This is a genomic window from Plantactinospora sp. CNZ320 (assembly GCF_002846275.1).
Genome location: NZ_PJMP01000001.1, coordinates 7,058,875 through 7,083,781, shown reverse-complemented (window position 1 = coordinate 7,083,781; position 24,907 = coordinate 7,058,875). Strand labels below are relative to the sequence as shown.

21 protein-coding genes and 2 pseudogenes are annotated in these 24,907 nt (G+C 72.0%); 10 read left to right on the top strand and 13 right to left on the bottom strand.

The genetic code is table 11. The features are described from left to right. Positions 1 to 116 precede the first annotated feature (116 nt). Positions 117 to 1,202 (top strand): annotated as a pseudogene (locus CLT71_RS38340) (phytoene desaturase family protein); the annotation flags it as partial. An 81-nt stretch (positions 1,203 to 1,283) separates the two neighbouring features. After that, positions 1,284 to 1,790, top strand: a pseudogene (locus CLT71_RS38335) (phytoene desaturase family protein); the annotation flags it as partial. A gap of 55 nt (positions 1,791 to 1,845) precedes the next feature. Here the strand turns inward: CLT71_RS38335 and CLT71_RS31665 are convergent. Continuing rightward, positions 1,846 to 3,396: a Rieske 2Fe-2S domain-containing protein gene (locus tag CLT71_RS31665; RefSeq protein ID WP_101370327.1), complete on the bottom strand. Its 1,551-nt coding sequence runs from the start codon at positions 3,394 to 3,396 to the stop codon at positions 1,846 to 1,848. Between the two features lie 382 nt (positions 3,397 to 3,778). Between CLT71_RS31665 and CLT71_RS31660 the strand changes: the two genes are divergently transcribed. Next, positions 3,779 to 4,003, top strand: coding sequence for a hypothetical protein (locus CLT71_RS31660; protein ID WP_101370326.1), 225 nt, complete (start codon positions 3,779 to 3,781; stop codon positions 4,001 to 4,003). A 183-nt stretch (positions 4,004 to 4,186) separates the two neighbouring features. Here the strand turns inward: CLT71_RS31660 and CLT71_RS31655 are convergent, their stop codons facing one another. From CLT71_RS31655 to CLT71_RS38330, 8 genes are all read right to left on the bottom strand, one after another. Continuing rightward, entirely contained in the window at positions 4,187 to 5,623 is a 1,437-nt protein-coding gene (locus CLT71_RS31655; RefSeq protein WP_101370325.1) for a DivIVA domain-containing protein, read from the bottom strand. Positions 5,624 to 5,726: 103 nt separating this feature from the next. Beyond that, positions 5,727 to 6,860: a dual-specificity RNA methyltransferase RlmN gene (rlmN, locus tag CLT71_RS31650; protein ID WP_101370324.1), complete on the bottom strand. Its 1,134-nt coding sequence runs from the start codon at positions 6,858 to 6,860 to the stop codon at positions 5,727 to 5,729. A 103-nt stretch (positions 6,861 to 6,963) separates the two neighbouring features. After that, complete coding sequence (locus CLT71_RS31645) at positions 6,964 to 8,547, bottom strand: phosphatidate cytidylyltransferase (protein WP_101370323.1); 1,584 nt, start codon at positions 8,545 to 8,547, stop codon at positions 6,964 to 6,966. Further along, complete coding sequence (gene frr, locus CLT71_RS31640) at positions 8,547 to 9,104, bottom strand: ribosome recycling factor (RefSeq protein ID WP_101370322.1); 558 nt, start codon at positions 9,102 to 9,104, stop codon at positions 8,547 to 8,549. The genes CLT71_RS31645 and frr overlap by 1 nt, the downstream gene beginning before the upstream one ends. Positions 9,105 to 9,213: 109 nt before the next feature. Then, positions 9,214 to 9,981: a UMP kinase gene (gene pyrH / locus CLT71_RS31635; RefSeq protein WP_101370321.1), complete on the bottom strand. Its 768-nt coding sequence runs from the start codon at positions 9,979 to 9,981 to the stop codon at positions 9,214 to 9,216. Between the two features lie 171 nt (positions 9,982 to 10,152). After that, entirely contained in the window at positions 10,153 to 10,983 is an 831-nt protein-coding gene (tsf, locus tag CLT71_RS31630; RefSeq protein WP_101370320.1) for a translation elongation factor Ts, read from the bottom strand. Between the two features lie 131 nt (positions 10,984 to 11,114). Next, complete coding sequence (gene rpsB / locus CLT71_RS31625; RefSeq protein ID WP_101370319.1) at positions 11,115 to 11,966, bottom strand: 30S ribosomal protein S2; 852 nt, start codon at positions 11,964 to 11,966, stop codon at positions 11,115 to 11,117. Positions 11,967 to 12,463: 497 nt separating this feature from the next. Beyond that, on the bottom strand, positions 12,464 to 13,834 hold the full coding sequence (locus tag CLT71_RS38330) for a hypothetical protein (RefSeq protein ID WP_486483561.1): 1,371 nt from the start codon (positions 13,832 to 13,834) through the stop codon (positions 12,464 to 12,466). 183 nt (positions 13,835 to 14,017) lie between these two features. Here CLT71_RS38330 and CLT71_RS31615 point away from each other — a divergent pair, with 183 nt between their 5' ends. From CLT71_RS31615 to CLT71_RS31590, 6 genes are all read left to right on the top strand, one after another. Next, a complete protein-coding gene (locus tag CLT71_RS31615; RefSeq protein WP_101370318.1) occupies positions 14,018 to 14,377 on the top strand; it encodes a YraN family protein in 360 nt (119 codons plus the stop codon). Between the two features lie 61 nt (positions 14,378 to 14,438). Then, positions 14,439 to 15,590, top strand: coding sequence for a beta-eliminating lyase-related protein (locus CLT71_RS31610; protein ID WP_101370317.1), 1,152 nt, complete (start codon positions 14,439 to 14,441; stop codon positions 15,588 to 15,590). Positions 15,591 to 15,732: 142 nt separating this feature from the next. Beyond that, positions 15,733 to 17,250: a YifB family Mg chelatase-like AAA ATPase gene (locus CLT71_RS31605; RefSeq protein WP_101370316.1), complete on the top strand. Its 1,518-nt coding sequence runs from the start codon at positions 15,733 to 15,735 to the stop codon at positions 17,248 to 17,250. Positions 17,251 to 17,330: 80 nt separating this feature from the next. Then, positions 17,331 to 18,560, top strand: a complete 1,230-nt coding sequence (locus tag CLT71_RS31600; RefSeq protein ID WP_486483560.1) for a DNA-processing protein DprA — start codon at positions 17,331 to 17,333, stop codon at positions 18,558 to 18,560. Positions 18,561 to 18,713: 153 nt separating this feature from the next. Continuing rightward, a complete protein-coding gene (locus CLT71_RS31595) occupies positions 18,714 to 19,667 on the top strand; it encodes a tyrosine recombinase XerC (RefSeq protein WP_101370314.1) in 954 nt (317 codons plus the stop codon). A gap of 140 nt (positions 19,668 to 19,807) precedes the next feature. Then, on the top strand, positions 19,808 to 20,998 hold the full coding sequence (locus CLT71_RS31590) for an aminotransferase class V-fold PLP-dependent enzyme (RefSeq protein WP_101370313.1): 1,191 nt from the start codon (positions 19,808 to 19,810) through the stop codon (positions 20,996 to 20,998). Positions 20,999 to 21,016: 18 nt separating this feature from the next. On the opposite strand, the gene CLT71_RS31585 is transcribed toward CLT71_RS31590, so the two are convergent. Then, the gene (locus tag CLT71_RS31585; RefSeq protein ID WP_101370312.1) at positions 21,017 to 21,679 is read right to left on the bottom strand and encodes a M23 family metallopeptidase; all 663 of its coding nucleotides are present in this window, start codon (positions 21,677 to 21,679) and stop codon (positions 21,017 to 21,019) included. A gap of 311 nt (positions 21,680 to 21,990) precedes the next feature. Between CLT71_RS31585 and CLT71_RS31580 the strand changes: the two genes are divergently transcribed. Next, positions 21,991 to 23,178 carry a sulfite oxidase gene (locus CLT71_RS31580; protein ID WP_101370311.1) on the top strand — a complete coding sequence of 396 codons (1,188 nt, stop codon included), beginning with the start codon at positions 21,991 to 21,993 and terminating at the stop codon, positions 23,176 to 23,178. Between the two features lie 119 nt (positions 23,179 to 23,297). On the opposite strand, the gene CLT71_RS31575 is transcribed toward CLT71_RS31580, so the two are convergent. Genes CLT71_RS31575 through CLT71_RS31565 form a run of 3 tightly spaced genes read right to left on the bottom strand, consistent with a single transcriptional unit; the run spans position 23,298 to position 24,891 of the window. Next, positions 23,298 to 23,621 carry a DUF2469 domain-containing protein gene (locus CLT71_RS31575; protein WP_007075222.1) on the bottom strand — a complete coding sequence of 108 codons (324 nt, stop codon included), beginning with the start codon at positions 23,619 to 23,621 and terminating at the stop codon, positions 23,298 to 23,300. After that, the gene (locus tag CLT71_RS31570) at positions 23,618 to 24,430 is read right to left on the bottom strand and encodes a ribonuclease HII (RefSeq protein WP_101371958.1); all 813 of its coding nucleotides are present in this window, start codon (positions 24,428 to 24,430) and stop codon (positions 23,618 to 23,620) included. Before CLT71_RS31570 ends, CLT71_RS31575 begins: the two co-directional genes overlap by 4 nt. Positions 24,431 to 24,432: 2 nt before the next feature. After that, positions 24,433 to 24,891, bottom strand: coding sequence for an NUDIX domain-containing protein (locus CLT71_RS31565; RefSeq protein WP_101370310.1), 459 nt, complete (start codon positions 24,889 to 24,891; stop codon positions 24,433 to 24,435). Positions 24,892 to 24,907 lie beyond the last annotated feature (16 nt).

Below are 24,907 nucleotides of genomic sequence, written 5' to 3'. Positions count from 1 at the left end.
ACCGACACCAGCACCGTCACCCACACCGGCACCGGCACCGGCGCAGGCACAGGCACAGGCAGCGGCAGGGGCAAAGCCCGCACCGGGGGCGGCCCGACCCAACTAGGCTTCCCGAGATGACCGCCGAGCTACCCACCCGGGCCGACGTCGTGATCGTCGGCGCCGGCCACAACGGCCTGGTATCCGCGATCCTGCTGGCCCGGGCCGGCCTGGACGTGCTGGTGCTGGAGGCCGCCGACACGATCGGCGGAGCCGCCCGCACCGAGCACCCGTTCCCGAAGGTCCCCGAGCTGCGGCACTCCACCGGCTCGTACCTGCTCGGCCTGATGCCGCCGGAGCTGATCCGGCTGCTCGACGTGAAGCTGCCGGTGCTGCGCCGCGACCCGCACTACTTCCTGCCCACCCCGGGCGGCCCCGGCTCGCCGTACCTGCTGTTCGGGGCCGACCGGGAGGCAACCCGGCAGCAGATGGAACGGTTTTTCTCCCGCGCCGACGTGGCGGCCGACGACGCGATGCAGGCCGAACTCGCCGCGCTCCGCGACGACCTGGCGCCGGCCTGGCTGGCCGAGCCGCTGCCGGTGCCGGAGACCGCCGACCGCTACATCCGGCCCGCGCTGCGCCAGGTCTTCGTCGACCTGGTAACCGGCTCGGTCGCCGACTACCTCGCCCGGTTCGACTTCCGCTCCGAACTGCTGGTTTCGATGTACGCGGTCACCGACGGCCTCTCCGGACTGAACGCCGGACCGGACGACCCGGGTACCGGCTACAACTTCCTGGCCCACAACATGTGCCGGCTCCCCGGGGCGGGGGGCACCTGGATGATCGTGGCCGGTGGGATGGGGACCGTCAGCGGTACCTTCGCCGACGCCGCCCGGGCCGCCGGGGCGAAACTGTGCACCGGTACGCCGGTCGCCGCGATCACCCTGGACGGCGGGGCGGCCAGCGGGGTCGTACTCGAAGACGGGCGGAGCGTCGCCACCGGGGTGGTCCTCGGCGCCGGTGACCCGTACCGGCTGATGGAGCTGGTGCCCGACGGCGCGCTGCCGGCCGCGCTCACCGAGCGGATGGCTGCGGTCCGGCGCACCGGCACCACCCTCAAGGTCAACCTGGCGCTTGCCGGGCTGCCGGACTTCTCCTGCCTGCCCGAGGGGTCGCCGAGCCCGTTCGGCGCCACCATCCACCTGCTGCCCGGCTCGGCATCACTGCTGTCCGGCGCGGCCGGCGCAACGGCCTCGGCGGGCTCGGTCGGCTCAATGGGCTCGGCGGGCTCGGCGGGCTCGGCCGGGGATTCGCCGATGGCGGCGCTGCGCGGCATGTGGGCGGACGTCCAGGCCGGCCGGCTGCCGGACGAGCCGACAATCGAGTGGTACCTGCACACCACCGTCGACCCGTCGTTGCAGGACAGCGCCGGGCACCACTCGTCGGCACTCTTCGTGCAGTCCGTCCCGTACGCCCCGACGGACGGCAGCTGGGACGAACTGCTGCCCGGGTACGTGAACCGGCTGCTGGAGATCTGCGACAGGTACGCCCCCGGCACCAGCGAACTCGTCGCCGACGCGGTGCCGCTGACCCCGCCCGGCATCGAGACGCACTTCGGGATCACCGGCGGGCACATCCACCACGTCGACAACACCGTCTCGTTCACCGACCGGATGCCGTACGCGACAGGCGTCGACGGGCTCTATGCAGGCAGTGCCGGATGCCACCCCGCCGGCAGTGTCATCGGCGCCGCCGGCCACAACGCGGCCCGACGTATCCTCACCGACCTCGGCCGGCTCGGCCCGGCGTAACGGCCCCCACCCGACGCCGCCCGTGGCGAGACGATCGAGGCGACCGGCTCAGTCGTCAGTCGTCGACCCGGTGTGCCCGGATCGAGTGCCCGACGCTGGTCAGGCAGCGCCCGCTGTCCAGGTCGAACCGCCAGCCGTGCAACTGGCAGGTGAGCTGGCCGTCCTCGACGATGCCGAACCGGGTCAGGTCCGCCTTCAGGTGCGGGCAGCGCCGCTGCACCACCCAGTCGCCGAGGGTGATGTCCTCGGCGTCGGTGGCCCGCTCGTGCTCGTCGTACCAGCCCTCGGCGTACTGGAGGCGCTCCTCGGAGAGGCACTTGAAGAAGGCGTAGACGAACTCGTTGTACTGGCCGATCCGGGCCGCCGAGAACCGGCAGGAGAGGAAGAGGGAGTTGACCCAGTCCACCTCCTCGATGTGCAGCAGGTGCTCGACCAGCGCCCGCTCGGTACGGAACCGGTAGCGCACCTTCTCGTCCGCGTACGGCCGGACCTCCTTGCCCGGGAAGTCCACCAGAATCGACTCGACGCTCTCGCCGTCGTAGCCGACCAGGTCGAACCGGACCGGCCCGCCGACACCCTTGGCGAGATAGATCGACTCGTCAAGCAGCGGCTCGATCCGACGCTTCATCTCGGCCAGTACGTCGATCTCCGGGTGCCGCCAGGACGCCTTCGCCGCTTCGATCACCGGCCGCGCCCGCTGCTGGTACTCCCGCAGGTGCTCCTCCTTGCGCGCGAAGAACTCCCGCACGTCCGGCACCGGCTGGGTGGTGTGCACGGTCTCCGGGCCGATCTCGGAGACGGTGCCGGGGAGCAGGATCACCCCGTTGTCGTAGCCGAGCCCGTTGTAGTGGTCGAGGAAGACCTGCTGGTCGGGGAAGATGTTCCCCTCGTCGCCGTGGATGTCGTTGAACTGCCACAGCTCGTCGTCGAGGAAACAGGGCGGGCCGGCGATCGGGAAGACCCAGGACGCCTTGAGGTCGTCGATGTAGCGGATGGTCCGGTCCATCTGCCGGTCCCGCTTCTGCTTGCCGAACGCCGTCTTCGCCGCGCTGGGCAGCTCGTAGACCATCGGGTACCAGATCGCGCCGGAGAACTGGAGCAGGTGCGCGTGCACGTGTCCCAGCTCGGCGAAGACGCCGAGGTCGGTGGGACGGGCGTCGTTCTGGTTCAGCAGCCGTACGCCGTCGTACTCCACCCAGAGCGAGGAGTCGCCGATCGGGCCGTCGGTGGGACTGGTCAGCGCCTGGATCATCACCTTGAGTCCGCCGTCCAGCTCGACGACCTCGTCACTCTTCGTACGCAGGAAGCTGGTGAAGCCGAGTTCCCGCAGCTCGTCCTCCAGCTCGGAGGTGGGGTATTCCGGCAGCAGCACCGTCGCCTTCTTCGAGATGAAGCGCTTCAGGTGCGCCGCGTCGAAGTGGTCCCGGTGCAGGTGCGAGACGTAGAGGTAGTCGACGTCGCCGAGGGTCTCCCAGTCGAGCTGTGAATTGTCCGGAAAAGGAAACCATGAGGCGAAATAGGCCGGGTTGACCCATGGGTCGCACAGGATGCTGCCCGCACCGGTGTCGATCCGCATGCTCGCGTGTCCCGTACCGGTCAAACGCACCGCACAGTCCCCCTCCACATAGCCAATCCCGTCCCTCGCCACAGGCGATCAGAGGCGTACCCCCAAACGCTACCGGAGGCCCCGTACCGGCCGACCCGCGACGCCGGGTTGTGCCACCCGATCGCACCCGATCCCGCCCGCTGGCAGTACCGGAGCGCCAGCGACCCGCCCCGGCAGATGCCGCGACCCCGGCGGAACCCAGCCGGAGCGCGCCTCGGACAACCCGGCCCGGCCACAGCCCGGCCCGGGGTAAATGACGTTGTACCCGCACCCGGGCTGCTGCTCGCGGCCAGGGCTGCGGTGGAAGGTCCAGCCCGTGCGCCGTACGCCGGGCGGCACATGCCAGACTTACCAGCATCCGATCGTGAGGAAGGACCGGAAAGTGGCTGGAAGCGAGCCGGTGACGTCACCCGACCAACGCAAGCCCGGGCACCGCAGGGCGGGCCGGATCGGCGCGATCCTCTCCGCCGCCGCGCTGGTACTGATGATGTTCAACAACAACGAGGTCAGCGGCACGGCGAAGCTCTGGCTCGGTTCGATCGCCGCCGCGCTGGTCCTCGCCGTCGTCGGCGACGCGATCCTGCGCCGCAACGGCCTGCGTTCCTGACCTCATCTCCACCGGCGTTTCCCCGCTGGTGGTACGCCGTCGGGCGGCCTCCTGACACACTCCGGCCGCCCGACGTACTCCTGGCTCCCGGCGTGCTCCGGCAACTCTCCCGGCGTGCTCTGGCAACTCTCCCGGCCTCCTACGGCAACGGACCGGGTTCGCCGCTACCGGCCGCCTCCTCGGTTACCGGCCGAGCAGCAGGTCCTTGACCTCCTTGAGCGCGGCGTCGACCTCAGCCTCGAAGTAGCCCCCGGGGACCAGTCCGAACCGGGTGGTGTCGAGGTCGGAGGGGTTGACCGGCATCGGCCCCCGCCCCGCCATGCTGCCGAGGATGCCCTCGAACAACCGGTCGACCTGGTCCGGGTCATAGCCGCTGCCGAACCGGCGGACCTGGAACGAGCGCCGAATGTGGTCGATCCTGGCCATGTCGCTACCGGGCGGACCCATCAACGGCGGCCCGCCGAGCCCTGGGCCGCCGGCCGGTGGGCCTCCCATCGGCGGCCCGCCGGCCGGGTTGGGCATCGGCGGCAGGGCGTCGCCCATACCGCGTCCGGGGCCGCGAAGGTCGCGGTCCGGCATCCGGATCTCGGCCGTCATGTCCGCCCGGGCCGGCCGGCCCGCCTCGAACCCGTCGAAGCGCTCGTTCGCGCCGAATCCTCCAGGCGGACCACCGGGACTGCCCGCACCGCCGGGGGTACGCGGCGGAAGCGCTGCCCCCGGGCCGCGCTGCGGGTCGAAGCCGCCCCGCTGGGGCTCGAACCCGCCCCGTTGCGGCTCGGGCGGGCCGCCCCGCTCCGGGTCGAACCCGCCGCGCTGTGGCGGTTCCATCCCACCCCGCTGCGGGTCCACTCCACCGCGCTGCGGATCGAACCCGCCCCGCTGCGGGGGGTCGAAACCACCGCGCTGCGGCTCGAAGCCTCCGCGCTGCGGGGGGTCGAAGCCACCCCGCTGCGACTCGAACCCGCCGCGCTGGGGCTCGAAGCCGCCCCGCTGCGGGTCCATTCCGCCGCGCTGGGGGTCGAAGCCGCCCCGCTGTCCGCCGAACCCGCCGCCGAAGGTGCCGGTCGGCTCGTCGTACTGCCCGTAGGGGTCGTTGGATGGACCAGCCTGGGCCGGCATCGGCCGCGGCGGAAGCTGGCTGGGCGGAAGACCTCGGTCGTCCCGCATCGGCGGTCCCACCCGGTCTGGCGGGCCGAGCCGGTCCGGCGGCCCCATCCGGTCCGGCGGCCCCATCCGGTCCGGCGGCCCCATCCGGTCCGGCGGCCCCATCCGGTCCGGCGGCCCCATGCGGTCGGGCGGTCCCATGCGGTCCGGGGGGCCCATCCGGTCCGGTGCACCCCGGTCGGCGAGCCTCGGGTCCCCGCCGCGACCGCCGCCGCGTTCCTCCAGCTCGGCGATCTGCCGCTCCACCCGGTCGAGATGCAGGTCCACCTGCCACTCGTCGTACCCGCCGAAGCGCACCCGGAAGACGACATCGTGGACTTCCTGGGAGGCGACGGGCGCGCCCAGCGGCTCACCGGCGAGCGTGGCCTCGACACGATCCAGGAACGTGTCCACCTCATCGACCTTGTAGCCCCGCCGGAGCGCCTTGCGCCGGAAACGCTGACCCTGACTCGCCACTATGTCTCCTGGTTCGCTCGCTCGCTTCGCTCGCTCACGCCGCCGCCGGCGTCACACGCGTCGGCGCCGCAAGCGGCACTACTAAGCCTGTCGACCCGGTCGCTCACCGCGTCACCGCCGCGGCAGCCAGTTGGCCACACGCACCGTCGATTTCGCGCCCCCGGGTGTCCCGAACGGTCGTCGAGACACCGGCCGCGCGCAGCCGCCGGACGAACTCCCGCTCTACCGGCTTCGGGCTCGCGTCCCAGCGGCTCCCCGGAGTCGGGTTGAGCGGGATCAGGTTCACGTGGGTCAGTCGACCGGCCAGCAGCCGACCAAGGAGGTCGGCACGCCACGGCTGATCGTTCACATCTCGAATCATCGCGTATTCAATGGACACGCGACGCCCCGTACGCTCCGCGTAGTGCCACGCGGCCTCCAGCACCTCGGCAACCTTCCACCGCTGGTTGACCGGAACCAGTTCGTCGCGCAGCTCATCATCGGGCGCATGCAGCGACAACGCAAGAGTTACCGACAGTCCCTCGTCGGCCAGCCGGCGCATCGCCGGGACCAGGCCGACCGTGGAGACGGTGACGTGCCGCTGCGACAGGCCGAGCCCTTCCGGGGCCGGAGCGGTCAGCCGTCGGACGGCGGAGACGACCCGCGAGTAGTTGGCCAGCGGTTCGCCCATGCCCATGAAGACCACGTGGGACAGCCGGGACGGGGACCCGGTGAGCACACCGGAAGCGGCGACCCCGGCGAGGTAGACGGCCTGGTCGACGATCTCGGCGGTGGAGAGGTTCCGGGTCAGCCCGGCCTGGCCGGTGGCGCAGAACGGGCAGGCCATGCCGCAGCCAGCCTGGCTGGAGATGCAGACGGTCACCCGATCCGAGTAACCCATCAACACGCTCTCCACCAGCGATCCGTCGTGTAGCCGCCACAACGCCTTGCGGGTGGCGCCGTCGTCGGTGGCGACCTCGCGTACCGGAGTGAGCAGGCTCGGCAGCAGCTCGGCCGCGATCCGCTCCCGGGCGGCGGCCGGCAGGTCGGTCATCCGCGCCGGGTCCCTGACGAGCCGCCCGAAGTAGTGCGTGGAGACCTGCCGGGCCCGGAACGCGGGCTCACCCAGCTCGGCGACGGCCGCCTGTCGCGCGGGCAGGTCGAGGTCGGCGAGGTGTCGGGGCGGCATCGCCGCACGACGCGACGGTGAGCCGGGCGAATCGTCCGGCGTGATCTGGATCAAGGGCAGGCTCGTCATGGCCTGTCCAGTCTCCCACGTCGGCGCGACAACGCACCTGGCCGGAGGTGGCGGGGCCCTGACCAGGCAGGCGACTCGCGGTTCTGCGGGCTCATCTCGCCTCTCAGCCGGCCGGGGCGAAGATCGCCAGCAGCAGGTAGGCGGTCGGCACCGCGAAGAGGATCGAATCCAGCCGGTCCATCAGCCCGCCGTGCCCCGGCAGCAGATTGCTCATGTCCTTGACCTTGAGGTCCCTCTTGATCATGGATTCGGCGAGGTCACCGAGGACGGCCGCGATCGAGACCGCCACCCCGAAGAGGGCGCCCCACCACAGTTCCACGTCGAGCAGGTACGCCAGCAGCAGCGAACTGCCGACGGCGGCTGCCAGCACCGAGCCGGCGAAACCCTCCCAGGACTTCTTCGGGCTCACCGACGGGGCCATCGGATGCTTGCCGAAGGCCACCCCGGCGGCGTACCCGCCGGTGTCGGAGAGGACCACCGCGGCCAGGGTGGCCAGCACCCGCAGGTCACCGTCGACAGGCTCGGCGGCGAGCAGTGCCGCGAAGCCGCCGAGAAACGGCACGTAGACCGCGATCAGGGTGGCGGCCGTCATGTCCCGCTGGTAGCCGGCCGGCCCGTCCCCGAGCCGCCAGACCATGGTGGCCAGCACCGTCACCAGCAGCCCCAGGCTGAGCGCGTCCGGCCCGGCCCACCAGGCCAGACCCACCATCAGGAGTCCGCCGGCGATCAGCGGCACGAGCGGCGGGCGCATCCCGGCTGGGCGTACCGCCCGGGTCATCTCCCAGATGCCGACGCTGACCGCCAGGGCGACCACGAGCAGGAACGCCGGCCGGAAGAGGAAGAGCGGCACGACGATCGCCGCACCGAGCCCGAGCCCGACGCCGATCGCGGCCGGCAGGTTCCGGCCGGCCCGGGACTGCCCGGCCGGCTTGCCGGAGCGGGTCGCCCGACGCCGGCCACGGCCGGGCCGGGCCGGCGGCGCCGCATCGCGACCCGGCTCCGATTGCAACTGCGGTTCCGGCTCCGACTGCGATTCCGCCTGCGGTTGCGGTTGCGGATCGACGAGCGGCCAGCCGACCGGGTTGGTCGGGGCGTCCGCCGCCGGCTCGGCACCGGCCCCGACGGCTCGGCCGCCGAGGTGGTCGGTCCGATCGAGGTACGCCGCCGCGTCCTGCTCGGAACCCGTCGGCCCGTCGGCCGGCTCGGGAGCACGCCACTGTCCCGCCGGATCTGGTACGCCACCGCCCGGCTGACCGTTACGCTGCGCGGTCGCCCTGTCCGGCCCCCGATCGGCGCCGGAGTAGCCGCCGACCGCGCCCGGATCCGGATAGCCGTTCGGTGCGCCGCCCGGGTAGGTGTCGGCCGGCGGCCGGTACGCGTCAGCCTCGGACCGGTACGTGTCGGTCGGAGGCCGGTGCGCGTCGGCCGGAGACGGGTACGCCGCCGCGGTGGCCGGATAGGCGTCCGAGGTGACCGGATACGAGTCCGTCGGGGCCGAATAGGCGTCGGGCGCGGCACCGCCGTGCCGCGCCCGAGCCCAGGCGTCGTCGTCGCCGGCGGGCCGCTGTCGGCCCGAGGGACCGTCCTGGTACCCCGGGCCACGGGACCACTCCGGGCCGGATGGTTGTTCCGGCCGCTGCCGGCCACGTGGCTCCGCGGTACCGCCGTAGGGGTCGACGTGGGACATCAGACCTCGAGCAACTCGGTTTCCTTGTGTTTCACCAGCTCGTCGACGTGGGAGACGTACCTGTGGGTCAGGTCGTCGAGTTCCTTCTCGGCCCGCCGGCCATCGTCCTCGCCCGCCTCGCCGTCCTTGACGATGCGGTCGAGTTCCTCCTTGCCGCGACGACGGATGTTCCGGATCGCCACCTTGGCTTCCTCGCCCTTGTGCCGGGCCACCTTGATCATGTCCCGGCGCCGCTCCTCGGTCATCTGCGGCAGCACGATGCGAAGCTGGGTGCCCTCGTTGTTGGGGTTCACGCCGAGGTCGGAGTCGCGGATCGCCTTCTCCATGGCGTGCAACTGCGACGCGTCGTACGGCTTGATGATCGCCATCCGCGGCTCGGGCACCCCGACGGAGGCCATCTGGGTCAGCGGGGTCGGACTGCCGTAGTAGTCAATTATGATCTTGGAGAACATCGCCGGAGTGGCCCGCCCGGTACGGATGGCGCCAAACTCCTCCTTGGCGTGCTCGACCGCGCGCTCCATCTTCTCCTCGGCCTCGAGGAGGGTGTCGTCGATCACCTGCTCCTTCGCCTCCCTCTGCTGCTACTGCTCCCGAAATACTCCACCCGGCCCCACCCGTCGGCCCGGGACCCTGCCCGACTCACGTCGTGATCGATGTGCCGATCGGTCACGTCGTGATCAGTGTGCCGATCGGCTCGCCGGCGACCGCCCGGATGATCGTGTCGTCGCCCTCGGCGCCGAACACCAGCATCGGCAGGCCATTCTCCTCACAGAGGCTGAACGCGGCGGCGTCGGCGACCCGGAGGCCGCGACGCAGCACCTCGGAGAAGGTGATCTTGTCGAGTTTGCTGGCGTCGGGGTCGGTACGCGGATCGGCGGTGTAGACCCCGTCCACCCCGTTCTTGCTCATCAGCACCACGTCGGCGCGGATCTCCAGGGCCCGCTGCGCGGCGACGGTGTCGGTGGAGAAGTACGGCATGCCGGCGCCCGCACCGAAGATCACGACGCGGCCCTTCTCCAGGTGCCGGATGGCCCGCAGCGGGATGTAGGGCTCGGCCACCTGGGCCATCGTGATCGCGCTCTGCACCCGGGTCTCGATCCCCTCCTTCTCCAGGAAGTCCTGGAGGGCGAGGCAGTTCATCACGGTGCCGAGCATCCCCATGTAGTCGGCCCGGGCCCGGTCCATGCCGCGCTTCTGCAACTCGGCACCGCGGAAGAAGTTCCCGCCGCCCACCACGACCGAGACCTGCACGCCCCGGCGTACCACGGTTGCGATCTGCCGGGCGATGGCCTGGACGACGTCCGGATCGACGCCGATCGCCCCACCGCCGAAGACCTCGCCGGAGAGCTTGAGCACCACCCGGCGGGCCCGCCCGGGCGGTGGTGCTGTCGGATCGTCCGCCGCCAGGGTCCGGTCATTCACAACCTGCGTCATCCGACCCGCCTTTCCCGCGCCGGTTCGCCGGCGCCCAGTTCAGCCAACCTGCCGCTGCTGACCCTACGTGACGAGGAGGCCGCGGTGTCCGTCACGTACACCTGCGGCCTCCCGTCCGTGTCGACTGCGCCGAGGGCCTGGGTCGCGGCGATCCGGGCCCGTGGCGACGGCTCAGGCCTGGCCGACCTCGAACCGGACGAACCGGGTCACCTCGATGCCCGCCTCGGCCAGCACCTGCTTGACCGACTTCTTGTTGTCGGCGACCGAGGCCTGCTCGATCAGGACGTAGTCCTTGAAGAACGCGTTGACCCGACCCTCGATGATCTTCGGCAGGGCGGCCTCCGGCTTGCCCTCCTCGCGGGCGGTCTGCTCGGCGATGCGCCGCTCGGAGGCGACGGTCTCGGCCGGCACCTCGTCCCGGGTCAGGTACTTCGGACGCATCGCGGCGATCTGCATGGCGACCGCGCGCGCGTCGGCGTCGCCCGCCTCGTCGGCCTTGCCGGTGTACTCCACCAGCACGCCGACCTGCGGCGGCAGGTCCTGCGCCTTGCGGTGCAGGTAGACCGCGGCGGTCCCGTCCACCGCGGCGAAGCGGTTGAGCACCAGCTTCTCGCCGATCTTGGCGGACTGCTCCTGTACGGCGTCGGCGACGGTCCGGCCGTCCGGCAGCGTGCTGCCGAGCAGCGCCTCGGCGTCGGCGACTCCGGCCTGCGCACCGTGCTCCACCAGGAGCTGCGCGAAGGCGATGAAGTCGCTGTTCTTGGCGACGAAGTCCGTCTCGCAGTTGAGTTCGAGCAGGGCCTTGCCGGAGTGCGCCACCAGGCCGTTGGCGGCCGTCCGGCCGGCCCGCTTGCCGACGTCCTTGACGCCCTTGACGCGCAGGACCTCGACAGCCTTGTCGAAGTCGCCCTCGGCCTCGGTGAGGGCCTTCTTGCAGTCCATCATGCCGGCGCCGGTGAGGTCCCGGAGCTTCTTGACGTCCGCGGCGGTGAAGTTGGACATGACTCTCTCTTCGGTGTGTAACGCGGCTGATTCGTGGTCTTCTGCGGACTACCCCGTCGGGGTCCGCCGTGCCTCGTACCGGATCGGGCCCGCCGGCTGCGACGACCAGCCGGCGGTACCCGACACAGCGGTCACTCGGCGGCGACGCCCGCCGGCTCGCCGGCCTTCTGCTCCGCCTCGCCGGCCGCCTTCTTCTCGGTGTCCTCGATCAGCTCGCGCTCCCACTCGGCGAGCGGCTCGTCGGCGCCGACCACACCCGGCTCGGGCTTCTCGTCGGTGCCACGGCGCTTGCCGGAACGGGCGATCAGACCGTCACCGACGGCCGCCGCGATGACCCTGGTCAGCAGCTCGGCGGAGCGGATCGCGTCGTCGTTACCCGGGATCGGGAAGTCGACCTCGTCCGGGTCGCAGTTGGTGTCGAGCACGGCGATCACCGGGATGCCCAGCTTGCGGGCCTCGTCGACGGCGATGTGCTCCTTCTTGGTGTCGACCACCCAGATCGCGGCCGGAACCTTCTGCATGTCCCGCAGGCCACCGAGGGTACGGGTCAGCTTGACCTTCTCGCGGGAGAGCTGCAGGGTCTCCTTCTTGGTGTAGCCCTGCGCGGTGCCCGACAGGTCGCCGAGGGCCTCCAGCTCCTTCATCCGCTGGAGCCGCTTGTAGACCGTCTGGAAGTTGGTCAGCATGCCGCCCAGCCAGCGGTGGTTCACGTAGGGCTGGCCGACCCGGGTCGCCTGCTCGGCGATCGCCTCCTGGGCCTGCTTCTTGGTACCCACGAAGAGGATGCTGCCGCCCTCGGCAACGGTCCCGCGCACGAATTCGTAGGCCTTCTCGATGTAGTCGAGGGTCTGGCGCAGGTCGATGATGTAGATACCGTTGCGCTCGGTGAAGATGAAGCGCTTCATCTTCGGGTTCCAGCGCCGGGTCTGGTGCCCGAAGTGGACACCGCTCTCCAGCAGCTGGCGCATGGTCACTACGGCCATGGTGGGGTACTCCTCAGTTGTCCCTGGTTGTCACGCCGGGCCGGCGGCCTGGCGTCCTGGCGCCTGATCGCCGGCCATGACGGACCCGACGAGAATCGGGACCAGGGGGCCGTCGCTCCACGGACGGACCGTGAAGAGGGCACGCGAGGTCGACCGCGCGGGGCGGTCGCCAATCGCCAAGTGTACGCCCCGCCGCGCCCAGCAACACACAAACCCCCACCACCGCCGCCGATCGGCAAATCGGGTCAGCCCGACCGCGCCGACACCCTGCGGCGCACAGCAGGTGCCGCCGCCGACGGGCTGCCCGTTCTCCACTGCTGCGACCCGTTGCGGCACCGGCGTCCCGTTGGCCCACCGACGCCTGATTGCAAGCCCGGTGCGCCCTGTCGCGCCTCGCCCGCCCTGTCGCCCTGTCGCCCGCCCTGTCGCCCTGTCGCCCTGTCGCCCTGTCGCCCGACGGTGCGCCCTCTCGCCCGCTCGGTGTGCCCTGTCAGCGGTCAGCCAGCGGCGAGGGCCGCCGCGACGAAGAGCACGAGACCGATGGTCAGATAGCCGGTCGGTGGGCGTAGCCAGGCCCGGGCCGGGTCGGCCAGCGCGACGGCGCTGGTGGCGAGGCCGTACAGCCCGGTGGCGAAGATCGGCAACCCGAGTACCAGGAACGTCCCGGAGAGCACCGCCGACGGCAGGACCGGATCGCCGAGCGCACCGTCGAGAAGCAGGCGTACGGCCGGCACCTCGAAGATCACCGCGAGTACCGCCAGGATCACGGCCAGGGCGGGCCGCCGGGTCCGGTACACGCCGTCGCCGGCCGGCAGGCCGAGTCCTCCGGGCAATCCCGCCGGACCCGACGCCGGCAGCCCCGACGCGAGCAGCCCCGGCGCTCCAGGCGTGGTCAGCCGCTGCGTCGCCGTCCGGTCGAACGGCTCACCCGGCTGGCTCGACGGACCAGCAGCGCCCGGTACGCCACCCGGGCCGCGCGGATCGATCTGTGGCACCAGGTTGGTCGGCTGGTCCAGTACCCCAGTCTGGTCGGCGCCGTGTCCCGGCCGCCCGGCCTCACCATCCTGCCCATGCTGCCCCGGCTGCCCGGGCTCGCCGCCACGCCCCGCCTCACCGCCGCGCTCGCTTTCAGCGCCACGCCCGATCTCGCCGCCACGGCCGGCTTCACCGCCACGCCCGGTCTCACTGCCACGGGCCGGTTGGACGATCGGGTACCCGGACAGCGGCGACCGCCCCGGGTCGACGGGCAGGGACGGGTGCCCCGAATCGTTGCCCGTGACAGCCGGCTGTCCTGGCTCGGCGGCCGGGACGCTGTGCCGGCCACCGCCCCAGCCCTCGTCCGAGGCGAGCGGGCCGGCGGGGAGGCGGCTCGTGTCGTCCGAGGAGTGGACCGGACCGGGCAGGTCAGCGGCGCCGACCGCCGTGGCATCGCGCTGGCCGGTCGGATCCGGCGCCCACCCACCGGGCGGATACCCGGCGCCGCTGCCGGTCGGGGCGGCGGCGAAGCCCGGCAACGGGACCTCGAGCGAGGGCGGGGCGGGTTCAGGAGCGCCCACCGGCACGAACCCCGGGTACCCGCCGCCCGGCAGGGGCCTGCCACGCGGGTCCAGCCCGTACTGGGCCTGTTTGCCGGCACCCTCCGATACGCCGAACGGGGTCGGGTCGGCGTACCGCCCGGTGCCGGCGTCGGCAGGCTGGCCGTACGGGGTGTCGGATGCCGGGCCGCCGCGCTGGGCCGGGGCCGCCGGCTGATCCGTACCGGGGTAACGGTCCTCGCCGACGCCGGGCCATCGCTGGTCGGGGTAACCACGGTCCTCGGCCCGCCAGCCGGACCCCTGCTCTTCCGGATAGTTGCGTTGCTGCTCCACGGCCACGCACCGTATGTGACCTGCCCGGGTGCCCGCCAGTCGGCCGCATCGCCACCGGCCGTTCGAGTGGTTCGCATATCAGACGAAGGGCATGATCGTCCGGTTGTCCACAGCACCCCCTGATATCCACAACCATCGCGGTCGACGGTTGCCGGGAGCGTCGGCCGGAGCCAGGGTCCAGCCATGACAGCGGCGAGACAGGCGGTCGGCGCGTACGGGGAGCGGTGTGCCGTACGGCACCTGGTCGAGGCGGGATTGCGGGTCGTGGCCCGCAACTGGCGATGTGCCCACGGCGAGATCGACATCATCGCCTGGGAGGCGGAAGTCCTCGCCTTCTGTGAGGTCAAGACCCGGCGCGGCGACGCGTTCGGCACACCCGCCGAGGCGGTGGTGGGCAACAAGGCACGCCGGTTGCGTCAGTTGGCCGCCGAATGGCTGCGGACCAGCGGCGTGCATCCGGAGCAGATCCGGTTCGACGTGATCGAGGTCTACCCGGCGCGCAGCGGGCCGGCACGCGTCGAGCACCTGCGATCGGCATTCTGAGTACGCCCGACAAGCGTTCGGCCTTGTTGCCAAAGATTGGCAACAAGGCCAGACTCGTGCCATGCCCTCGGTCGAGCCCCAGGCCAACGCCGCTACCGCCCCGTCGGTCCGACGCTCCCTGTTCATGCACTCGCCGATCCACCGGATGCCCCGGGCGGTCCTGCGGCAGCTGCTCGACCTGGTCGACGACGACACTCCACCGGGCGGGCCCGACGGACCGGTAGCCCGGCTGGAGCGGCGCATCGCCGACCTGTTCGGTACGGAGTCGGCCCTCTTCTTCCCCACCGGCACGATGGCCCAGCAGGTGGCACTGCGGATCCATGCCGAACGTCGCGGCCGGCACGCGTTCGCCGCGCATCCGCAGAGCCACCTGGACGTCTGGGAGCAGCGGGGCTACCACGTCGTGCACGGGTTGCGGTTCCATCCGGTCGGGGACCGTCACCGGCTGATGACCGACGCCGCGCTGGCGGCGGTCGGGGAGCCGCTGGCCGCAGTGGTCTGGGAGCTGCCGCAACGGGACATCGGCGGGCAGCTCCCCGAGTGGGACGAGCTGCGCGCGCAGGTCGCCGCCGTCCGGGCCCGAGGCGCGGCGGCACATCTGGACGGCGCCCGGATCTGGGAGGCGCAGACCTACTACCAGCGACCGTTCGCGGAGATCGCCGGGCTGTTCGACACCGTCTACACCTCGCTCTACAAGGCACTGCTCGGCATCCGGGGTGCCGTCCTCGCCGCCGACGCCGCGACCATCGCCGAGGCGACGGTGTGGCGGAGCCGGCTCGGCGGAGCCATCCACGACGCCTGGCCGCTGGCGCTGGCCGGCCTCGCCGGCCTGGACAGGCTGCTGCCCCGGATGCCGGCGTTCCGGGAGCACGCGATCGCGATCGCCAGCGCGATCAACAGCGACGGAGTGGCGCTGGCCTGGCCCGCCCCGCCCCAGACGCCGATCTTCCACGTCCACCTCCCCGCGTCCGGAGAGGACGTCGAACGGGCCGGGGCGGAGATGGTCGCCGAGAAGGGCGTCCAGCTCTTCGCGCGGGTGCGCTCCGCGCCGGACCCGACGCGGTGCAGCTTCGAGGTCACGGTGGGCGAGCACGCCATGGAATTCACCCCGGACGAGGTGGTCGCGCTCCTGCACGAACTACTCGAACGGGCGGCCGGACGGGTACCTGCGTCTCCGCTGGCGGTGCCTGAACCGGCCGGTGGGCACACATAGCACGATCACGCCTTGATCGTCCGGTCGTCCACAGGGCCCTCGGTTGTCCACAGGCGAGGATGTCGGGCCGGTGCGTCGAGGGCGTCCGGGGCACGGTCGAGACCATGCCGATGCCGCGAGACAGCTTCCCCGGGCCCCGCCGATGAGTTACGCCAAAGTGCTCTGCGTAGGACTGGTCGGGGTCACCGGGCACGTCGTCGAGGTCGAGGCCGACCTGGCCACCGGCCTGCCCACCGTCGTACTGTCCGGGCTTCCCGACACCGCCCTCAACGAGGCCCGGGATCGGGTACGTGCCGCGATAGTCAACTCCGGTCAGCGCTGGCCCAATCGCCGGATCACCGTCAACCTGCTGCCGGCGACCCTGCCGAAGCACGGCTCGGCCTTCGATCTCGCCATCGCGGCGGCGCTACTCGGCGGTTCGGGTGAGATGCCACTCGCTCCGCTGGACCGGGTCGCCGTGCTCGGCGAGTTGGGCCTCGACGGGACCGTACGACCGGTCCGGGGCGTACTGCCGATGGTCGTGGCGGCGGCCCGGGCCGGCATAACCCGGGTGGTCGTACCACTCGACAACGCCGCCGAGGCGTCGGTCGTACCCGGGGTACGGGTCAGGGCGGTCGACACCCTGCACCGGCTGGTGGCCTTCATCCGGGACGGCGCGCCGCTGCTCGACCCGCCGACTGCACCGGCGACGCCGCCCCGACCCGGACCCGACCTCGCCGATGTCGCCGGGCAGGGGCTCGGGCGGCGTGCCGTGGAAGTGGCCGCCGCCGGCGGTCATCACCTGGCCCTGTTCGGGCCACCGGGGGCCGGCAAGACGATGCTGGCCGAGCGGCTGCCCTCGATCCTGCCCGAACTCGACGACGAGGGCGCGCTGGAGGTGACCGCGCTGCACTCGATAGCCGGTCTGCTGCCGCCGGACGGGCAACTGCTGCGCCGGCCGCCGTTCCAGGCACCGCACCATACGGCGACGATCGCCTCGCTTGTCGGAGGCGGATCCGGGCTGGCCCGGCCCGGTGCTGTTTCCCTGGCTCATCGCGGAGTGCTCTTTCTGGACGAGGTTCCCGAATTCGTCCGGGGTGCGCTGGAGGCGTTGCGCCAACCGCTGGAAAGTGGCCGGATCGTGCTGGCCCGGGCTCGTGGTGGCACCGAATATCCCGCCCGGGTGCAACTGGTGGTGGCGGCGAACCCGTGCCCCTGCGCGAAACCCTCCGGCGACATCTCCTGTGAGTGCACGCCGCTGGCCCGCCGCCGCTATCTCGGTCGGCTCTCGGGGCCGCTGCTGGACCGGCTGGACGTACAGGTGCGGGTGAACCCGCTGCGGGCGGCGGAACTGATGGCCGCCGAGACCGTCGAGTCGTCCGCCGTTGTTGCCGAACGGGTCTGCAAGGCGCGGGCCGCCGCCGCTGCCCGCTGGGCTGGCGGCGGTTGGCGGGTCAACGCCGAGGTGCCGGGCCCGCAGCTGCGGCATCCCCGGTGGCGGCTGCCGGCGAACGACACCCACGCACTGCGCCGACTGCTCGACAGCGGCGTCCTCTCCGCCCGTGGCTTCGACCGGGTGATCCGGGTGGCCTGGAGCATCGCCGACCTCGACGGCAGGCAGCGCCCGGACGCCGGAGACGTGGACGAAGCGACCCAACTCCGCACCGGGAGCCTCACATGACCAGCCCCGTACACCCCACTTCGGCTATCCCGGGCCGTGATCGCGTACCACCGGTCCCTGAGTTGGCGCAGGCGGTGGCGATGGACGAGGACAGGCTGGCACGTATCGCTCTGAACTGGCTCTTCGAGCCCGGTACCCGAGCGGTGTACCGGCTGGTAGGGCAGTACGGGGCGGTCGGGGCGCTGCACCGCCTGCTCGCCGGCAAGATCTCCGACCACCGGCTGCGGGCAACTGTCGAGTCCCGGCTCGCCGCCGGGGATCCCTGGAAGGTCGCTCTCGACGCCGCGGAGCAGACCGAACGGCTCGGTGCGCGCGTGGTGACCCCCACCGACCCGGACTGGCCGGCCCGGCTGAGCAGCCTGGACCGGCTGACCCTGCCCAGCGCCGACCGCAGGGTCGACCAGGAGACGGCCCCGCCGCTCTGCTTCTGGGTACGCGGGGCCTGGCCGCTCGGGGAGGCGCTGCAACGATCGGTGGCGGTGGTCGGGTCCCGGGCGGCCACCCCGTACGGGCTGCACGTCGCCACCGAGATCGCTTTCGGCCTGGCGGAGCGGGACTGGACCGTCGTCTCCGGCGGTGCGTTCGGCATCGACGCGGCGGCGCACCGGGGCGCCCTGAACGCCGGTGGCCTGACCGTGGCGGTACTCGCCTGCGGTGTCGACCGGCCCTACCCGGTCGGAAACACCTCTCTCTTCGACCGGATCGCCGAGGTGGGCCTGCTGGTCAGCGAATGGCCCCCCGGGTCGGAGCCGCTGCGGCCCCGGTTCCTGATCCGCAACCGGGTGATCGCCGCCGCGACCGTCGGCACCCTGGTGGTCGAGGCGGCGGCGCGCAGCGGCGCGACCCAGACGCTGCGTCGGGCGATCGCCATGAAGCGACCGGCGATGGTCGTTCCCGGGCCGGTCACCTCCGCCATGTCGGTCGGGGCGCACGAACTGCTCCGCGAATACTCCGAGACGCGACTGGTCACCGGCGTCCCGCACGTGCTGGAGGAGGTGGGGCGGATCGGTGCCGACCTCGCACCGCCGGTTCGTGGTCCGGAAAGGCCGCAGGACGGGCTCGACGACGACTCCGCGCTGATCCTGGAGTCGGTTCCGCGACGCGGCCCACTCGGTGCGGACGCTCTCGCCGCGCGGACCGGACTCGCGCTGCGTACCACCCTGCGCAAGCTCTCCCTGCTGGAGCAGCTCGGCCTGGTGCTCCGCCGCGACGACGGGTACCTTCTCGCACCGGCGGCGACCCGGTCCGCACGCACAGCGTCCACTCGACCGGACGGAGCACATGTTGCGGGTGAGCCAGCTGGCCGGTGAGCACCGGTAGCTGTTGTGAGCGCGCGTGGCGGGTGTGGCGCACCGGTGGCGGGCGTGAAGCCACCGGGGGTGGGCGGGGAGCACCGGTGGCGGGGTGTGAGCTGCGGCGAGCCGGCTTGACGTAACCGAGGTTCGGGGCCCACCGTCGCAGTGATGAGCGAGCCCAGTCGAACCACCCGCGCCCGGCATGAGGCCCTGACACCGGCCTTCCGGGAGAGCGTCGACAACTTCGCCCAGCACCTCGCCTCGGTCGAGAACCGGTCGACGCACACCGTCCGGGCGTACGTCGCAGACGTGGTGTCACTGCTCGACCATGCCAACCGGATGGGTTGCGCCGAGCCGCGAGAACTCGACATCGGCATGCTGCGAAGTTGGCTGGCGAAACTGCGTACTCTCGGGGCAGCCCGCGCCTCGCTGGCTCGTCGCGCCGCGTCCGCCCGTACCTTCACCGGCTGGGCGTACCGGACCGGGCTGCTGGACGCCGACGTCGGCGCGCAACTCGCCAGCCCTCGGGCGCACCGGGAACTGCCGTCCGTGCTCCGGCCCGACCAGGCCAGCGAGCTGGTGGACGCGCCCGGCGAGGCCGGGTCGCCGGAATCGTCACGGGACCGGGTGGTGCTCGAACTCCTCTACGCAACCGGTATCCGGGTCGGTGAGCTGTGCGGGCTGGATCTCGGCGACGTCGACCCGGCCCGGCGGGTGGTCCGGGTCCTGGGCAAGGGCGCCAAGGAACGCACGGTGCCGTACGGGCTGCCGGCACAGCGGGCACTCGACGACTGGCTCCGGATCGGCCGGCCACGCCTGGCCGGCCCGGAGAGCGGTACCGCGCTGCTGCTCGGGGTACGCGGCGGGCGGCTCCAACCCACTGTGGTACGCCGGATCGTCGCCGACTACGCCCGCGCGGCGGGCCTGCCCCGGATCAGCCCGCACGGGCTGCGGCACTCGGCGGCCACCCATCTGCTGGAGGGCGGTGCCGACCTGCGTACGGTGCAGGAGCTTCTCGGGCACGCAACGCTGTCGAGCACACAGATCTACACCCATGTCTCGGTGGAGCGGTTGCGAGCTGCCTACCGCCAGGCACACCCGCGCGCCGACTCCCCCAGCTGAGCCGATCCCGCCGGCCGGTGCAGTGGCCCCGGCCAGCGCAGTGGCCCCGGCCGGTGAAGTGGCCCCGGGCGGCGCAGTGGCCATCGCCCGGATCCCAGTTCCCGGTCGGTGGTCGATCGGCGCCGGGCTACGATCGCCGAATGAGCACCGCGGGGCCGCAGCCGCCCGTGCCGATCCCCGGCGCACGACTGCTGTTCTCGCTGGATCCCGGCGTCGCCCACCTCAACCACGGCTCGTACGGGGCGGTGCCGATCGGCGTGCAGCGCGCACAGCAGCGGCTGCGCGACGAGACCGAGGCCAACCCGATGCGGTTCTTCAACCGTGGACTCGTCGACCGGATCACGCACGCCCGTCGACACCTGGCCGGCTTTCTCGGTGCCGACCCGGACGGAACGGCCCTGGTCGGCAACGTCACCCTCGGTGCCGCCGTCGTGCTCCAGTCACTGCGGCTCGAACCCGGCGACGAGGTGGTCGACACCGATCACGGGTACGGCTCGGTCGCCCTCTCCGTCGAGCGGGAGGCACGCCGGACCGGAGCCGTCCGGCGCACCCTCGCCGTACCGCTGACCGCCACGGACGAGGAGATCGTCGAGATCGTCCGGGCCGGGATCCGGCCCGGGCGTACCAAGCTGCTCATCGTCGACCAGCTCACCTCCTCGACCGCCCGGCTGTTTCCGGTGGCGGCGATCGCCGCGGTGGCCCGGGAACGGGACGTCCCGGTACTCGTCGACGGTGCACACGCGCCCGGGATGCTGCCGACGCCGGTGCAGAGCATCGACGCCGACTTCTGGATCGGCAACCTGCACAAGTGGGGCTACGCCCCCCGGGGTACCGCCGCGCTGGTGGTCGCGCCCCGCTGGCGTGACCGGATCGAACCGTTGGCCGTCTCCTGGGAGCAGGAGAGCGGCTTTCCCTCCCGGGTCGAATGGCAGGCGACACTCGACTACACCGCCTGGCTCGCCGCACCGGTCGGCGTGTTCACGCTTCGCACCCTCGGGCTGGATCGGGTGCGGGCACACAACGCCGAACTGGCCGCGTACGGGCAGCGGGTGGTCGGGACAGCTCTCCGGGTCGCGCCGGCCGACCTGCTCGACCCCGGCGGGCCGACGGTGTCGATGCGGATTCTTCCGCTGCCGGCCGGGGTCGCGACCACCTTTCCCGACGCGGTGGCGCTGCGCCATCGGATCAGCGACGAGCTGGGCGCCGAGGTCAACGTCAATCCCTGGCGTGGCCGGGGCTGGCTGCGACTCTCCGGTCAGGTCTACAACCGGGCGGAGGAGTACGACCGGCTCGCCGAGCGCCTGCCGGGCCTGCTCGGCAGGCTCTCCTGAACAACGGTCCGGATCGTGTCATCGCCCGACGGCACCGGCCGGAGGACCTGCTGTCACCGGTAGCAGGCGGACCCGGCCGAGGCCGAGCAACAGCAGGGGATCGAGGTACTCGTCGCCCCGGCGCAGCCCCCAGTGCAGGCAGGCCGACCCGGCGGACACGCAGCCCCGGTGGCCCGGCAGGAGTACGCCGAGCGGGTCTCCGGCCCGCACCTCGTCGCCGGTCGCCACCCCGGGCCGCACCGGCTCGTAGGTGGTGCGTAGCCCGTTGGGATGGGCGACGCTGACCAGCGGACGGCCGGCGACCGTCCCGGCGAAGTACACCACCCCCGGCCCGGCGGCCCGCACGGTGGCCCCGGACGGCGCGGCCAGGTCGACGCCCCGGTGCCCGGCCGCCCACGGTCGCGGCGGCGGGTCGAACCGGCGGACGACCGGCGGAACCCCGTCAAGCGGCCACCGGAACCTCCCGGGCACCGACACCAGCTGCGGCGGCGGCACCAGCACCGACACCGGCTGCGACGTCGACGGCGGCCGACGGGGCAGAGCAGCGACCAGGGCCGGGGTACCCGCGCCCCGGATCGACCTGTCGCTCGGTGCTGCCTCGACCGTGGGTGTCGGTGCCAGCGCCAGCAGCACTACCGGAAGCAGGAGCGCCGGTCCCGCGCCGGACCATCTTCTCGTCATGGTCGTGCAGCGTCGCGCCCCGCGCGGTCCCGCACAACGCCCCGACTCGCGGGCTGTGCACAACCAGCACGGCTGTGGAAAACCCCCACGTCCCACGATGATCTGCTATGCAATCTCGTGGCTCGCTCGGTTCCGTGCCGGACCACGGAATCGCGGTTCGTGGCTCGCGGCTCGTGACGGGCGAGCGTCCGCCCGTGAGCAGCGTCCCCCGTGAGCTGGGCGGCTTCGCCTCGGTTCATCCTGCTCGCCTAGGCTGGACGAGCGGAGGCGGTCCCCACCCGCCGCCGGGACGACGGAGGAGCGGAGCGGCGATGACCACAGTGGACGATGTGAGCCGGCCCTCCCGGGTTGCCGACCCCGACGAGGGCATCAGCATCGAGGAGCTGGGGCTCGCCGCGCGCAACCACGCGCTGCCGCTGGAAGCGCTCCGCTACGACGTCACCCCGGTGGGCCTGCACTACCTGCTCATCCACTACGACATTCCGGACCTGGATCCGGGCCGGCACCTGCTCACCGTCGACGGCCGGGTCGACCACCCGCTGACTCTCGATCTCGCCGCCCTGCGGGAGCGGCCGAGGGTGACCCGGCGGGTCACCCTGGAGTGTGCCGGTAACGGCCGGGCCCTGTTGACGCCGCGACCGGTCAGCCAGCCGTGGCTCTCCGAGGCGGTCGGCACCGCCGAATGGACCGGTACCCCGCTCGCTCCACTGCTGCGGGAGGCCGGGCTCGCCGAGGACGCCGTGGACGTGGTGTTCACCGGCGCCGACCACGGGGTGGAGCGCGGCGTCGAGCAGGACTACCAGCGTGGGCTGCCGCTGGCCGAGGCGTTGCGCGAGGAGGTGCTGCTGGCGTACGAGATGAACGGTCTCCCTCTGCTCCCACAGCATGGTGCCCCGCTGCGCCTGGTGGTGCCCGGCTGGTACGGCATGGCACACGTCAAGTGGCTGACCCGGATCACGGTGCTGGACCGGGAGTTCGACGGCTACCAGAACGCGGTGGCCTACCGGCTGCGCACCTCCGCGGACGACCCGGGCGTTCCGGTGACCCGGATCGAGCCCCGGGCCCTGGTCCAGCCGCCCGGCTTCCCGGACTTCATGTCCCGGACCCGGGTGCTACGCCCCGGACTGTGCACGCTGGAGGGCCGGGCCTGGTCGGGGCACGCTCCGGTGACCGCCGTCGAGGTGACCACGGACGGCGGGCAGAGCTGGGCCCCGGCCACCCTCGAACCGGGCACCGGGGCGGAGGAACCGGCGAGCGGATCCGCCCCGGGTTCGGCGGGGCAGCGGGAGTACGCCGCAGCTGAGCCGATCGTGGACGAGCACTGGGCGTGGCGCCGCTGGCGGTACGAGTGGCCGGCGACCCCGGGCCGGTACACGCTCGGCGCGCGGGCCACCGACGCGTCCGGGCGTACCCAGCCGGTCGAGCAGCCGTGGAACCGTGGTGGGTTCGCGAACAATCTGGTGCAGCGGGTGGAGGTCGTGGTCACCGAGGACCACTAGGCGGTCGACCCCGCCGGTCCTTTCCTGCGTCTGGCTACAGCTCCGGCTGCCGGATGGTCCGCCGTCAGGGGGCGGCGGTCAGCCGGCGGTTCCCGGGGCCATCGAAATGCCGGTGATCGTCAACCGCCGAATCCAGAATCAGCGGGAAGGGAGATGTCCGGCTTTTCGAGTTCTTCGACGTTGACATCCTTGAAGGTCATTACTCGGACATTTTTCACGAAGCGCGCTGGCCTATACATATCCCACACCCAGGCGTCGTGCATTTCCACCTCGAAGTAGACCTCGCCGTCGGAGTTGCGGACGTGCAGGTCAACCTGGTTCGCCAGATAGAACCGCCGCTCGGTCTCCACCACGTAGGAGAACTGGCGAACGATGTCGCGGTACTCCCGATAGAGCTGCAGCTCCATCTCGGTCTCGTACTTCTCGAGATCTTCCGCGCTCATCCCACTCCGCCTTCCATGGCCACATCTTCCCCCACCAACGTTGACGGCCGTAGCCGCTCGCCCAACGCCACGCCGACGGTACTCCCTGCCCGGCCCCCGTGCGCCATCGACTCGAACCCACCTAGCTGCGCCGGACGCCGGGACCGGGGCGGCCGACCCACCCGTCCGGAGACGGTTGCGACGTTGACGTACGAGAAGCGATGTTCCGGACACGGACCGTGACGTTCCAGTGCTGCGCTGTGCTCGGCGGTGATGTATCCCTTGTGTTCCGCGAAGCCGTACCCGGGGTACTGGTCGTGCAACTCCACCATGATCCGGTCTCGGGTGACCTTGGCCAGCACGCTCGCCGCCGCCACACAGGCGGCGACCTGGTCACCCTTCCAGACCGCCAGCCCCGGCACGCCCAGCCCGTCCACCCCGAAGCCGTCGGTCAGCACGTAGTCCGGCAGCACGGGGAGGGAGGCCAGCGCCCGGCGCATCGCCGCCAGGTTGCACACGTGCACCCCCCGGGCGTCCACCTCCGCGGCCGGGATGACCACCACCGCGTAGGCCAAGGCCCGGGCCACCACCTCGGCGTAGATCCGCTCCCGGGTGGCCGGGGTGAGCAGCTTCGAGTCGGCGAGCCCTTCGATCTCGCCGCGCCGGCCCTCCGGCAGCACCGCCGCAGCGGCCACCAGCGGGCCGGCACAGGCTCCCCGACCGGCCTCGTCGGCCCCGGCGACCTGTGGGAAGCCGCGTCGCCGCAGCGCGCGCTCCATGGCGTAGATGCCGCCCTCGCGGCGGATCACGGTACGGGGTGGGGTCAGCACCACTACTCGCTCTCCAGCGCCCGGCGCAACAGCTCGGGCAGGTCGGTCGGATAGAACCGTTCCGTCGTCCGCTCCAGTTCCCCGATCGCCCACCAGTGGTGGGTGTCGATCGTGGCCTGCTCGACCGCGTCGAACCCGGCCGTGTCCACCGCCCAGGCCGCGACCCGGACGAGGAAGAAGTGCTGCTCCTGCCGGTACCACTGGCCAGCGAAACTGAACTCGGTGGTCTCCTGCCAGATCGGCTCGCCGAAGTCGGTCGGCCCCAGCCGCAGGCCGGTCTCCTCGGCCAGCTCGCGGGCGGCTCCCGCCGCCGGGGTCTCGCCGGAGTCCAGGCCGCCGCCGGGGGTGAACCAGTAGCGGTGTTCGGGGCGGGCCGGATCCCAACCGTGGAACAGCAGCACCCGACCGTCGGCGTCGACCAGGAGCACCCGGGCGGCCTGGCGGGGGCTGAACACGGTCACCCGGTCAGCCTAACCG

Excerpts from the sequence above, each read along its gene's own strand:
- CLT71_RS31595 (WP_101370314.1), top strand. The coding sequence starts at position 18,714 with ATGAGCGAGCCCAGTCGAACCACCCGCGCCCGGCATGAGGCCCTGACA.
- CLT71_RS31615 (WP_101370318.1), top strand. The coding sequence starts at position 14,018 with ATGACAGCGGCGAGACAGGCGGTCGGCGCGTACGGGGAGCGGTGTGCC.
- CLT71_RS31590 (WP_101370313.1), top strand. The coding sequence starts at position 19,808 with ATGAGCACCGCGGGGCCGCAGCCGCCCGTGCCGATCCCCGGCGCACGA.
- pyrH (WP_101370321.1), bottom strand. The coding sequence starts at position 9,981 with ATGACGCAGGTTGTGAATGACCGGACCCTGGCGGCGGACGATCCGACA.
- CLT71_RS31605 (WP_101370316.1), top strand. The coding sequence starts at position 15,733 with ATGAGTTACGCCAAAGTGCTCTGCGTAGGACTGGTCGGGGTCACCGGG.
- CLT71_RS31575 (WP_007075222.1), bottom strand. The coding sequence starts at position 23,621 with ATGAGCGCGGAAGATCTCGAGAAGTACGAGACCGAGATGGAGCTGCAG.
- CLT71_RS31645 (WP_101370323.1), bottom strand. The coding sequence starts at position 8,547 with ATGTCCCACGTCGACCCCTACGGCGGTACCGCGGAGCCACGTGGCCGG.
- CLT71_RS31600 (WP_486483560.1), top strand. The coding sequence starts at position 17,331 with ATGGACGAGGACAGGCTGGCACGTATCGCTCTGAACTGGCTCTTCGAG.
- CLT71_RS31580 (WP_101370311.1), top strand. The coding sequence starts at position 21,991 with ATGACCACAGTGGACGATGTGAGCCGGCCCTCCCGGGTTGCCGACCCC.
- tsf (WP_101370320.1), bottom strand. The coding sequence starts at position 10,983 with ATGTCCAACTTCACCGCCGCGGACGTCAAGAAGCTCCGGGACCTCACC.
- rlmN (WP_101370324.1), bottom strand. The coding sequence starts at position 6,860 with ATGACGAGCCTGCCCTTGATCCAGATCACGCCGGACGATTCGCCCGGC.
- CLT71_RS31610 (WP_101370317.1), top strand. The coding sequence starts at position 14,439 with ATGCCCTCGGTCGAGCCCCAGGCCAACGCCGCTACCGCCCCGTCGGTC.
- CLT71_RS31585 (WP_101370312.1), bottom strand. The coding sequence starts at position 21,679 with ATGACGAGAAGATGGTCCGGCGCGGGACCGGCGCTCCTGCTTCCGGTA.
- rpsB (WP_101370319.1), bottom strand. The coding sequence starts at position 11,966 with ATGGCCGTAGTGACCATGCGCCAGCTGCTGGAGAGCGGTGTCCACTTC.